The sequence below is a fragment of the Stutzerimonas sp. KH-1 genome (assembly GCF_054483855.1).
In genome coordinates, this window is sequence record NZ_CM137011.1 from 4655001 (window position 1) to 4667290 (window position 12290).

7 protein-coding genes and 2 rRNA genes (1 of these 9 only partly in view) are annotated in these 12290 nt (G+C 62.1%); 6 read left to right on the forward strand and 3 right to left on the reverse strand.

Annotation, left to right across the window (positions count from 1 at the left end):
• The 5 genes from ACX1DW_RS22165 to ACX1DW_RS22185 form a co-directional block, all read left to right on the forward strand.
• Positions 1 to 1882: ribosomal RNA gene (locus tag ACX1DW_RS22165) — 23S ribosomal RNA — on the forward strand (it extends 1009 nt beyond the left edge of the window).
• A gap of 135 nt (positions 1883 to 2017) precedes the next feature.
• Positions 2018 to 2133: ribosomal RNA gene (gene rrf, locus ACX1DW_RS22170) — 5S ribosomal RNA — on the forward strand.
• A 268-nt stretch (positions 2134 to 2401) separates the two neighbouring features.
• Complete coding sequence (locus ACX1DW_RS22175) at positions 2402 to 3058, forward strand: paraquat-inducible protein A (RefSeq protein ID WP_458992396.1); 657 nt, start codon at positions 2402 to 2404, stop codon at positions 3056 to 3058.
• Positions 3045 to 3668, forward strand: a complete 624-nt coding sequence (locus ACX1DW_RS22180; protein ID WP_270067474.1) for a paraquat-inducible protein A — start codon at positions 3045 to 3047, stop codon at positions 3666 to 3668. Before ACX1DW_RS22175 ends, ACX1DW_RS22180 begins: the two co-directional genes overlap by 14 nt.
• Entirely contained in the window at positions 3661 to 5970 is a 2310-nt protein-coding gene (locus ACX1DW_RS22185) for a PqiB family protein (protein WP_458992397.1), read from the forward strand. Before ACX1DW_RS22180 ends, ACX1DW_RS22185 begins: the two co-directional genes overlap by 8 nt.
• A 78-nt stretch (positions 5971 to 6048) precedes the next feature.
• On the opposite strand, the gene mksF is transcribed toward ACX1DW_RS22185, so the two are convergent.
• The 3 genes from mksF to mksB form a co-directional block, all read right to left on the reverse strand.
• Positions 6049 to 8883: an Mks condensin complex protein MksF gene (mksF, locus tag ACX1DW_RS22190; RefSeq protein ID WP_458992398.1), complete on the reverse strand. Its 2835-nt coding sequence runs from the start codon at positions 8881 to 8883 to the stop codon at positions 6049 to 6051.
• Entirely contained in the window at positions 8880 to 9569 is a 690-nt protein-coding gene (mksE, locus tag ACX1DW_RS22195; RefSeq protein WP_013983820.1) for an Mks condensin complex protein MksE, read from the reverse strand. The genes mksF and mksE overlap by 4 nt, the downstream gene beginning before the upstream one ends.
• A gap of 66 nt (positions 9570 to 9635) precedes the next feature.
• Positions 9636 to 10922 carry an Mks condensin complex protein MksB gene (mksB, locus tag ACX1DW_RS22200; protein ID WP_256450009.1) on the reverse strand — a complete coding sequence of 429 codons (1287 nt, stop codon included), beginning with the start codon at positions 10920 to 10922 and terminating at the stop codon, positions 9636 to 9638.
• 253 nt (positions 10923 to 11175) lie between these two features.
• Between mksB and ACX1DW_RS22205 the strand changes: the two genes are divergently transcribed.
• Complete coding sequence (locus tag ACX1DW_RS22205) at positions 11176 to 12273, forward strand: carboxynorspermidine decarboxylase (protein ID WP_045157720.1); 1098 nt, start codon at positions 11176 to 11178, stop codon at positions 12271 to 12273.
• The last annotated feature ends 17 nt before the right edge of the window (positions 12274 to 12290 follow it).

Genomic DNA, 12290 nt, shown 5'->3' on the forward strand with positions numbered 1-12290 from the left:
AAGTGGGAAACGATGTGGGAAGGCTTAGACAGCTAGGAGGTTGGCTTAGAAGCAGCCATCCTTTAAAGAAAGCGTAATAGCTCACTAGTCGAGTCGGCCTGCGCGGAAGATGTAACGGGGCTCAAACCAGGTACCGAAGCTACGGGTTCATCGCAAGATGAGCGGTAGAGGAGCGTTCTGTAAGCCTGTGAAGGTGAGTTGAGAAGCTCGCTGGAGGTATCAGAAGTGCGAATGCTGACATGAGTAACGACAATGCGAGTGAAAAACTCGCACGCCGAAAGACCAAGGGTTCCTGCGCAACGTTAATCGACGCAGGGTGAGTCGGTCCCTAAGGCGAGGCTGAAGAGCGTAGTCGATGGGAAACGGGTTAATATTCCCGTACTTCTAGTTACTGCGATGGGGGGACGGAGAAGGCTAGGCCAGCAAGGCGTTGGTTGTCCTTGTTTAAGGTGGTAGGCAGAGATCTTAGGTAAATCCGGGGTCTTAATGCCGAGAACTGATGACGAGCTTTCTTTTAGAAAGCGAAGTGGTTGATGCCATGCTTCCAGGAAAAGCCTCTAAGCTTCAGGTAACTAGGAACCGTACCCCAAACCGACACAGGTGGTTGGGTAGAGAATACCAAGGCGCTTGAGAGAACTCGGGTGAAGGAACTAGGCAAAATGGCACCGTAACTTCGGGAGAAGGTGCGCCGGTGAGAGTGAATGACTTGCTCAGTAAGCTCATGCCGGTCGAAGATACCAGGCCGCTGCGACTGTTTATTAAAAACACAGCACTCTGCAAACACGAAAGTGGACGTATAGGGTGTGACGCCTGCCCGGTGCCGGAAGGTTAATTGATGGGGTTAGCGCAAGCGAAGCTCTTGATCGAAGCCCCGGTAAACGGCGGCCGTAACTATAACGGTCCTAAGGTAGCGAAATTCCTTGTCGGGTAAGTTCCGACCTGCACGAATGGCGTAACGATGGCGGCGCTGTCTCCACCCGAGACTCAGTGAAATTGAAATCGCTGTGAAGATGCAGTGTATCCGCGGCTAGACGGAAAGACCCCGTGAACCTTTACTATAGCTTTGCACTGGACTTTGAGCTTGCTTGTGTAGGATAGGTGGGAGGCTTTGAAGCGTGGACGCCAGTTCGCGTGGAGCCATCCTTGAAATACCACCCTGGCAACCTTGAGGTTCTAACTCTGGTCCGTTATCCGGATCGAGGACAGTGTATGGTGGGTAGTTTGACTGGGGCGGTCTCCTCCTAAAGAGTAACGGAGGAGTACGAAGGTGCGCTCAGACCGGTCGGAAATCGGTCGCAGAGTATAAAGGCAAAAGCGCGCTTGACTGCGAGACAGACACGTCGAGCAGGTACGAAAGTAGGTCTTAGTGATCCGGTGGTTCTGTATGGAAGGGCCATCGCTCAACGGATAAAAGGTACTCCGGGGATAACAGGCTGATACCGCCCAAGAGTTCATATCGACGGCGGTGTTTGGCACCTCGATGTCGGCTCATCACATCCTGGGGCTGAAGCCGGTCCCAAGGGTATGGCTGTTCGCCATTTAAAGTGGTACGCGAGCTGGGTTTAGAACGTCGTGAGACAGTTCGGTCCCTATCTGCCGTGGACGTTTGAGATTTGAGAGGGGCTGCTCCTAGTACGAGAGGACCGGAGTGGACGAACCTCTGGTGTTCCGGTTGTCACGCCAGTGGCATTGCCGGGTAGCTATGTTCGGAAGAGATAACCGCTGAAAGCATCTAAGCGGGAAACTTGCCTCAAGATGAGATCTCACTGGAGCCTTGAGCTCCCTGAAGGGCCGTCGAAGACTACGACGTTGATAGGTTGGGTGTGTAAGCGCTGTGAGGCGTTGAGCTAACCAATACTAATTGCCCGTGAGGCTTGACCATATAACACCCAAACAATTTGGCTGTTAGACGGTAAGTCGACAATACAGACCGAAAATCTGCACGAACACGCAATACCGATTCGATCACATACCCAATTCGCTGCAGCGGCTCAACCCCGAGGCAGCAACCGAATTGCTTGACGACCATAGAGCGTTGGAACCACCTGATCCCATCCCGAACTCAGAAGTGAAACGACGCATCGCCGATGGTAGTGTGGGGTCTCCCCATGTGAGAGTAGGTCATCGTCAAGCGCCTATCCCAAACCCCCGATCCGCGTAAGCGGGTCGGGGGTTTGCTTTTGGGGCGCGGAAAGGCTGCCGTGCAGAACTGAGCCTGAACCGAGGCCGGCTGCTCCGATGCAGCCGGTGGCTGTGAAGGCGCTGCGACGGGTTGGAGTAAAAATACGTCTGCCCTCTGCACTGGATCGAACTGCCTTCAAGAGCATCTTCCCTCTCGCCTGACGGCTCACCGCAGTGCGTATCGCTCGTTTAAGATAAGCGCTTTACTCGGATATCCCTCATGCCGGAATCGGCTGCTAGCCCAAGACTTGAAGAGCTTCCGATCGAGCAGCTCGTAGGTTGCCCGGAATGCGATCTGTTGATGGCAAAGCCGACGCTTCACCTTGGCGAGGTGGCCGAATGCCCCCGCTGTGGTTGTGAGCTGTTTCGTCTGCGCCATCGTATCGTCGGACCGGGATTGGCATTGGTGCTGGCGGCTCTTCTGCTCTACTTTCCTGCGAACTTCCTGCCGATCATGCAGTTGAACCTGCTTGGCAGAGCCACCCACGATACCGTCTGGAGTGGGGTGTTGAGCCTGTACAACAGCGGCATGCAGGGCATCGCCGTGGTGGTGTTCCTCTGCAGTATGGCGGTGCCGTTGATGAAGCTGCTGTGCCAGCTCGCCGTGTTGCTCTGCATCGCCATCGATCGTGCCAAGCCCTTGGGGCTGCTGCTCTATCGGTTCTATCACCATCTGCGCGAGTGGGGGATGCTCGAGGTCTATCTGCTCGGAATCCTGGTTTCCATCATCAAGCTGCGTGACATGGCGGAGCTGAGCCTTGGTGTCGGCCTGGCCTGCTTTGCCGGGCTGCTGGTGGTGCAGGTGTGGCTGGAGTTGGTGATGTCACCGCATCAGGTATGGGAAGCGTTATCGGAGCCTGACGATGCGCGCCGCTGACGCCGGGCTGATGGTCTGCCACGAATGCCACCAGTTGAATCGCGCCACACCAGGTATCGAACATCAGCATTGCAGCCGCTGCGGGGCCCGTGTGCACATACGCAGGCCCAACAGCATCGCGCGCACCTGGGCCTTGCTGATCACCGCAGCATTGCTCTACCTGCCGGCGAACCTGCTGCCCATCATGACGGTGCGCATGCTCGGTAGCGGGACGCCCGACACCATCATGTCCGGCGTGGTCACATTGGCCAAGCACGGCATGTTTCCGATTGCGGCGGTGGTGTTCATCGCCAGCATTCTGGTGCCGACATTCAAGCTGGTCGGGATCGCCATGTTGCTGATTTCGGTACAAAGGCATCACCCGATGTCGCCGCGACAGCGCATTCTGGTGTTCCGATTCATCGAATGGATCGGGCGCTGGTCCATGCTCGATATCTTCGTCATCGCCATTCTGGTGGCGATCGTCAATTTTGGCAGTCTCGCCAGTGTCGAAGCGGGATTCGGCGCCGTCGCCTTCGCCAGCGTGGTCATCCTCACTATGCTCGCAGCCATCACATTCGACCCACGTCTGATCTGGGATAACACGGAAGCCGGGAACAAGCATGACTGACCTGCCACAAGCCAATACACGTCCGGCCTCCAGCTGGTCGGCCATCTGGATTCTGCCGCTGATCGCGCTGGCCATCGGCGCCTGGCTGGCCTGGCAGGCGTATAGCGAACGCGGCATCCATATAGAGGTGGTGTTCGACAGCGCCGAAGGCATTGAAATCAACAAGACGTCCGTGCTCTACAAGGGCATGACGATCGGTGTCGTACGCGACCTGCGGCTGGAAGATGACGACCGTCGGCAGGTCGTGGTCGCCGATATCGAAATGAACAAGGATGTCGACGGCTATCTGCGAAGCGGCACGCGCTTCTGGCTGGTCAAGCCCAGCGTCACACTGGCCGGGATCACCGGGCTGGAGACGCTGGTGTCGGGCAACTACATCGGTATGAGCCCAGCCGATGGCGAGCCGACCAAGCGTTTCGTCGCGCTGGCGGAGGAACCGCCGATGTCCGACAGTCGCATCGGCCTGCACCTGACACTCAAGGCCGAGCGCCTCGGCTCGCTGAATCGTGGCAGCCCGGTGTTCTACCGGCAGATTCAGGTGGGGCAGGTGAAGAACTATGTGCTCGCCGAGGATGACAGCACCGTGGAGGTGCAGCTCTATATCCAGCCGGAGTATGCGCACCTGGTGCGCAAGCACACCCGTTTCTGGAACGCCAGCGGCGTCACCGTCGACGCTGGGCTGACCGGCGTGAAGTTCCGTACCGAGTCCCTGGCCAGTATCGTCGCCGGGGGTATCGCCTTCGCCACGCCCGCGCACCGCAAGGACAGCCCGGCCACCGACCCGAACATCCCGTTCCGTCTCTACGAGGATTTTGACGCAGCCCAGGCGGGGATCAGGGCCGTGGTCGCGCTGCAGGATTTCGATGGGCTGCAGGCCGGGCGCACGCCGGTGATGTACAACGGCATGCAGGTTGGTCTGCTGAAAAAGCTGGATATCGACTCGGACCTCAAGGGTGCGCGCGCCGAGCTTTCGGTCGACCCGCTGTTCGAGGACTACCTGGTCGAGGACACCGATTTCTGGGTGGTCAAGCCGTCCATCTCGCTGGGCGGCATCACCGGCCTCGAAGCATTGGTGAAAGGCAACTTCATCGCCGTTCGGCCCGGCGAGAAAGGTGGCTCGCCCAAGCGCGAGTTCGTCGCCCGCCCCAAGGCGCCGCCGCTGGACATTCGCGCCCCGGGGCTGCATCTGGTGCTCACAACTGACAGTCTGGGGTCGCTGGACGTCGGCAGTCCCGTGCTCTACCGGCAGGTCCGGGTGGGGTCGGTACAGAGCTACCAGTTCTCTCGCGACCAGCAGAAGGTGGTGGTGGGCGTGCATATCGAACAGCCGTACGCCAACCTGGTGAACAGCTCGAGCCGGTTCTGGAATGCCAGCGGCATCTCGCTGAGCGGCGGTTTGTCCGGAATCGAGGTGCGCAGCGAGTCGCTGCAGAGCCTGCTTGCCGGCGGTATCGCCTTCGAGACGCCCGATCCGCAGGCCGCCGGGACGAAGAAGGTGCCGCGCTTCGTCTTACACAAGGATAGAGACAGTGCAATCCAGCGCGGGACGCCGATCGAGATCCGCCTGGCGCGTGGCGATGGACTGAGTGCAGGTACGCCCATTCGCTACAAGGGGCTGGCCGTGGGCCAGGTGGACACTGTCACGCTGAGCGATGACCTGCAGACTGTCGTGCTGCGTGCTCGGATTACCGCCGCAGAGTCCCGCATCGCTCGTGCGGGCACCCAGTTCTGGGTCGTTCGGCCGGAGCTCGGCATCATGCGTACGGCGAATCTGGATACGCTGGTCAGCGGCCCGTACCTGGAGGTGGCGCCGGGCAAGGCGGATGCGAGCGTGCAAACGCGTTTCACCGGCCAGGAGCGGGAGCCACAGAAGGCTGGTGAAGGGTTGAGCCTCGTGCTCAGCGCGGCCCGGCTGGGTTCGATCAAGCCGGGTAACGCGGTGACCTACCGCGAGGTGAAAGTCGGTGAGGTCACCGGTTATGAGCTGGGCCAGAACGCCGATCGTGTACTGATCCGCGTCGTCATCGAGCCGCGCTACGCGCCCTTGGTGCACACCGGCACCCGCTTCTGGGAGTCCAGTGGCTTCGGTGTGGATTTCAGTCTGTTCAAAGGTGCCAGCCTGCGCACCGATTCGCTGGAGTCGCTGCTCGAGGGCGGCGTCGCCTTCGCCACGCCAGAGGGCGAGCAGATGGGACGCCGGGCGCTGCCGGGACAGACCTTCGCGCTCTTCAAGGAGCCGCAGGACGAGTGGTTCGGCTGGGCACCGAAGATCGAACTGGGGCGAGCCGCCGGCGATAGATGACGGGCGTTGCTGGAGGGCCAGGCCCCCTGCGTGCATATGAAGAGGGCCCCTTCCGGGGCCCTTTTTCGTTGCAGGAGATCAGGCTGGTTCTTCGGTCCGTTGGGCTGAAGCAGTGTGCTCGCTGGCGACTGGTTCGCGGCGGCTGATGTATTTCCAGTCCGCCTCGTCGATGTAGATGCCGGCCGGCCCGCTGCCGCCTTCCAGGTCGATCGCGACATGGGCCGAGACCTGAGGCTTCACCGATGCGAGGATCGGCACGAAGCCCAGCTGCAGGCTGGTTTCGATCAGCGCCTGCTGGTTGCGCTCGTCGATGTCTGCCGCCTCGTCGAGGTAGTAGGGCAGGCGGATGCGCCCGGCCTGCTCGCGGTCCATCAGGTGCAGCAACAGGTACATGTTGGTCAGCGCCTTGATGGTCATGGTGGTGCCGTTGGACGCCGCACCGTCGATGTCGGTATGAATCACCGGCTGGCCGCCGACCTTGGTGATCTCGAACGCCAGCTCGAACAGGTCCTTCAGGCCCAGCTGGTTGTTGTTCGCCGCCACCAGCCGAGCCAGATACTCCTTGGCTTCCTCGTTCTTCGCGTCCTGCTCGGCGGACTGGGACAGATCGAATACCGACAGCGTCTCGCCTTCCTCGTACTGCCCGGCGCTGTGGATGATCTGGTCGATGTGCTTGAGCGCATCCTTGTTCGGCGCCAGCACGATGCGGAAGCTCGCCAGGTTGGAAACCTGACGCTTGTTGATCTCGCGGTTGAACAGCGCCAGCTGGTGTTCCAGGCTCTCGTAGTCGCTGCGGATGTTGCGCAGTGTCCGGGCGATGTCGGTGACCGCGGCACGGCGGGCCTTGGCCAGGGTCAGCGCCTCGTCCTGACGGTGGGCGTAGGCATTGACCAGCAGCTGCAGGCGACGCTCGGGATCTTCCTCGCTGTCGAACTTGGCCACGCCCTTCAGGCGCACCTGGGCATACAGCGCCTCGATCTGACCGTCGACGCGCTGCAGCGCCTGCCAGCTGTCCTGGTAGTCGTTGAGCAGCGGCAGCAGGTTGTCCAGCGAGTCGTCCACCGGATCCATGTAAGGCGTACCAAACGGCAGATCTGCCGGTAGCAGCTGGCGACGTCGCAGGGCGTCTTCCAGCGTGCGCTCCTTGGCTTCCAGATCGGCCAGCTGACGGCCGACCAGCTGCAGCTTGGCGGACAGGTGCTGTACGCGCTCGGCGAAGGCGTCACTGGTGCGCTTGAGTTCTTCCTGGGCGGCCTCGGCCTGGGCCAGCTGTTCCAGCTTCGCCGGCTCCTCGGCGGCCAGGGTCTGGCTGCGGCGGAAGTCTTCCAGTGCTTTCTGCGCATCCAGCACGGCCTGGTACAACGCCTCGGCCTGGGCCTTGCTCGCCGCGCGGTCGACGGCCACCGCATGCTGGGTCTTGAGCTGCTTGAGTTCGCGCTCCAGGCGATCCTTCTGGTCGCGCAGGGCGGCACGGTCGGCCAGGGCCTGCAGCGCCGGTGGCTCGATATGCGAGAGGTCGATGGACAGGCCCGGCACCGAGAAGGTGTCGCCCTTGAAACGATCCAGCACCGCTTCCACGGCCTTGACCCAGTCGTCGCCCTCGGCGCTGATGCCTTTGTCACCCAGCGGCAGGCTGAACAGCTGGCCATTGAACAGGCGCATCAGGCGATCCACATCGGCCTGGGAGAACTCCTCGCGCAAACGCGAGTAGCTGTTGTTGTCGGCATGGTCGAGCTGTTGCCGGACCGACTTCAGGCGTTTTTCCAGATCACGCAGGCGCTCGTCGAGGTCCTCGCTGGAGAACTGACGGGACTGCGCCAGCGCACCGGCCAGCTCGTCGTGGGCGTCCTTGGCGGCGAGCAGCTGCTGCTCCAGCACATGGGCGTCCTCGACCAGGGCGAAGCGGTTCTTCAGCACCGCCAGCTCGCCCAGCCAGCGCTGGATTTCGCTGATCTCGCGCTCCAGACGCATCAGTTCGCCAGTCGAGCCGCGCTGTTCGTTCTGCAGGCCGTCCTGCTCGCGCCGGTAATGCTCGGCTTGGATCACCAGCTCTTCCTTGCGCGCATCGGCGTAGTCGTGCCAGGTGCCGAGCAGGTTGTCGAGTAGCGGCGACAGGCGATGCAGCTTGCCGCGCAGCAGCTCGCGCTGGGCGACACCGGCCGCCAGCGCCTCGACCAGGGGGCCGGCGGCGACCAGTGCCTGGTAGTCCTGCTCCATGCGGCGCACGTCGCGGAAGGCTTCTTCGGTGGCGGCGATATAGTCGACGCTGCCCGAGCGCAGGCTGTGCTCGAAGGCATCGAGGAACAGCTGCTTGAGTTTCGCTGCGGTGATCTCGCGCATATGCAGCAGGTTGATGAATAGTGCGCGGAAGGTCTTCAGGCTCTGCTCGCTGGTTGAGCGCAGCGGGATCAGCGTCATGTCCAGCGGGATCGAGGTATGCCCGCCGACCAGCAGCCGGCGCAGCTCGTCCGGCTTGGCCTCGTAGGCCTTAATGCCGGCGCGTTCGAGGTTGGCGAACAGCTCGCGCTGGCGCAGGCAGGTGCCGTTCTGCTGGTAATGGTCGAGGTCCAGCGAGCCCTGATAAACGAAGAACTGATGACCGAAGCCGCCGCCCGGCCCGCGGCCGGCCACGCCGATCACATGCGGGCCGTGGGGCAGCATGACTTCGACGAGGATGTAGCTGGTGTCCGAGGCGAAGTAGAACTTGCGCGACTGCTCGAGGCTGTACTTGCCGAAGCTCATGTCCGACATGCGCGCCAGGATCGGGAACTGCAGCGCGTTGATCGACGCGGACTTGCCGAGGTTGTTGGCGCCGTAGACCGACAGCGGGTTTTCCAGCGGAAAGATGCCGAGGCTGTAGCCGGCGGTGTTCAGCAGGGCGAAGCGGCGGATGCCGTAGCGTTCCTGGCTCATGCTTCAAGCTCCTTTTCTTCGGCGATGGCGCGCGCCAAGGCGTCTTCTTCCGATTCTTCGGCTGCTTCCTCGATGAGGATGATGTCGTCCTCGCCCTCGTCCTCGGCGATCAGCTCCGGGGCGGGCAGCGGCAGGTCGCTGCTGTGCAGGCTGGCGGCCAGATCGCGGTCCTGCTGCACCGACAGGCAGACGTCGAGGAAACGGTGCATCGGCGGCAGGAAGCGGTAGACGCCGTTGCTGTCCTCGGCGAAGCCCAGCTGCGTCAGGCGGCGGATGACCTTCTCTTCCAATTCTTCCTGGGTGGTGACTTCGGCCTGCAGGAACAGGTCGCGGTACTTATCCAGCAGCGCCGGCAGTTCATCGCGACCGAGGCTGCCACCGTCGAGCACGGCCAGCGGGTCGCGGCCCTGGTCGGCCAGGTGCTCGACGAGGATGAAGGTGAACAGCGCCAGGCGCTGGGCGGTCTTGTTCACCTGCGCGCCCATCTGCTCCGGGACGAAGTAGTAGAAGCCGCGCGGATCGCAGACCAGCTCGAAGCCGAGTGCCTTGAACAGTGCGCGGTACTGGTCCTGCATGTTCGACAGCTGCGCGTAGGGCTCCGGCTCGCTGCGCGACAGGTGATAGCCCTTGAACAGCTCGCGGAAGATCGGCGCCAGCTGGGTCATTTCCTTGAGGTCGATGTTCATTCAGGTCGCTCGGATATCGTCGGGGTGATGGTGGACAAGCTGCGCGTTGTCCACCCTACGTAGGAGTCAGCCATTGGCATTGGCCACCAGCGCAAAGGAGCTGAGGCTGACGCGGTGTTCGCGGGTCAGGTACTCGCGACGTTCCAGGCGATCGCGCTGGAAGCGGCTGTCGCGGGACAGGCGCGAGAACCAGTAGAGCAGCTCGTCGGTGGCGCCCTCGGGTTCCTGTTCCAGCAGCCAGGCCATCAGGTCCGGCAGCGGCAGTGCCTGCTGGCAACGCTCGATCATCTCCCGTGCGGTGCGCGGTGCGCGCGGCTGCTCGCCCTTGCGCTTGCCGCTGGCCCGCGGGAACTGCGCCGGCTTCGGCTCGAAGCGGGCCAGGGCGTAGACGTAGGCTTCGACCTGGCTGGCAGTGCCGAGAAAGGTACTCTGCGGACGGGTGAACAGCGGCAGCGAGGCCTGTGGTACGGCGTCCAGGCCCTTCTTGCGGATCGCCGACAGTGCCAGTGCCGCGCCGCGGGTCACGGCATTGTGCCGACGCGCTTCCTCGCGTAGCGGCAGCAACAGCTCGCGGGCCTTGCGCAGGGTCAGCTGGGCGGTGGTCTGCATTTCCAGGATGCGCGCATGAGTGCGCAGCAGCAGGTCGTCGTCCACCAGCTGGCCGAGGCGCTGCTGTTCGCCGAGCAGCTTCATCAGCACCTGCTCGACGCGATGAACGCCCTGCTCGAAGGCGCCGTCGGCGGAGACCAGCTGGATCATCGGCTCGACGTACTCGTCCCAGGTCGCCAGCACCTCGGCATAGCGCTGGCGCAGCGGGATCTGGCGGTCGCTGGTCTTGGCCCGGTCGGCCACGGCGACCAGGGCCTGTTCGTCGTTGTCGAGCTTCTTCAATACATCGCGCACGCGCATGTCGAGCAGGCGCAGCTGGCGCGCGAGGTCGTTGCCGTCGCGAATCTCGAAGGCATCGAGGATATGCCCGGCCAGACGCTCCAGATGGCGCAGGTAGGCTTCGATCTCCAGGCACAGGCCGAGGCGGTGCTCGCGGCGCAGGTAAGCGAGGAAGTCGTGGATCTGCGCGTTCAGCTCGAAGCGGTTGGGACTCTTGGCCACCGGCACCAGGATGTCCAGGCGGATCCACTGGTCGAGCAGGGCGTTGATGTCGGTGGGCGTGCCTTCGGGTAGCTGTGCGGCGAGTTGGTGGCGCAACTCCACCAGGCTCAGGGTGCCGGCGTCGAAACGCTCGCACAGCGGCTCGAGCAACGTCCAGTGTTCGGCGAGGGCACGCAGTACGCGCTTGGGTTCGATCATCGTGGCGCCAGTCCAGCCAATGAAAAAGCGCCGATTGTACTGCATTGGGGCCTGCATGATGGACGCGCAGACAATCGGCCACGCCGTCGCGGCACGCATGGAGAAGTCACCTGAACGTCATCGCCTGAAGGTTAGCCTGACGCCATTCGGCGACCGGTCGGGCAAGCCCGAACGTCACTAAACGTGACGAAGTGTCGATGTGCTATTTCGATCTCTGTCGGTTCCCGGCACAATTCGCACTTTTTTGCAAAAAGCGAGCTGTCGGCCGCCGCCGGCGACTCCCTCGGGGCACGAACAGATGATCAAGACGCCGTATTACCTCATCGACAAACAGAAGCTTCTGGGCAATCTCGAGAAGATCGCCTACGTGCGTGAGCAGTCCGGCGCCAAGGCGCTGCTGGCACTCAAGTGCTTCGCCACCTGGTCGGTGTTCGACCTCATGCAGCAGTACATGGACGGCACCACCTCGTCATCGCTGTACGAGCTCAAGCTCGGCCGGCAGAAGTTCGCCGGCGAGACCCACGCGTACAGCGTGGCCTGGGCTGACGACGAAATCGAAGAGATGGTCGCCAACTGCGACAAGATCATCTTCAACTCCATCGGCCAGCTGGAGCGCTTCGCCGAGGCGACCGAGGGGACCATCCGCGGCCTGCGCGTCAATCCGCAGGTGAGCAGTTCGGACTACCTGCTGGCCGACCCGGCGCGGCCGTTCAGCCGTCTGGGCGAGCATGATCCGGCGAAGATCGAGGCGGTGATCGGCAAGATCAGCGGCTTCATGTTCCACAACAACTGCGAGAACTCCAGCTTCGAGCTGTTCGACAAGATGCTGAGCACCATCGAGGAGCGCTTCGGCCATCTGCTGGAACAGGTCCAGTGGGTCAGCCTCGGCGGTGGCATCCACTTCACCGGCGAAGGCTATCCGCTCGATGCCTTCTGCGCGCGACTGAAGGCGTTCTCGGAAAAATTCGGCGTGCAGGTTTACCTGGAGCCCGGCGAGGCGGCGATCACCATGAGCGCCTCGCTGGAAGTGACGGTGCTCGACACCCTGTACAACGGCAAGAACCTCGCGGTGGTCGACAGCTCCATCGAAGCGCACATGCTCGACCTGCTGATCTACCGCCTCAACGCCAAGATGGCGCCCAACGACGGCGAGCACAGCTACATGGTGTGCGGAAAGAGCTGTCTAGCCGGCGATATCTTCGGTGAGTACCAATTCGATCGTCCGCTGGCCATCGGCGATCGGCTGTCGTTCATCGACGCGGCAGGCTACACCATGGTCAAGAAAAACTGGTTCAACGGTCTGAAAATGCCGTCCATCGTGGTAAAGCAGCTCGACGGCAGCGTCGAGGTGGTTCGTGAGTTCGACTTTAACGATTACCTGTCCAGCCTTTCCTGAGGCCGCAGTACAAGGGG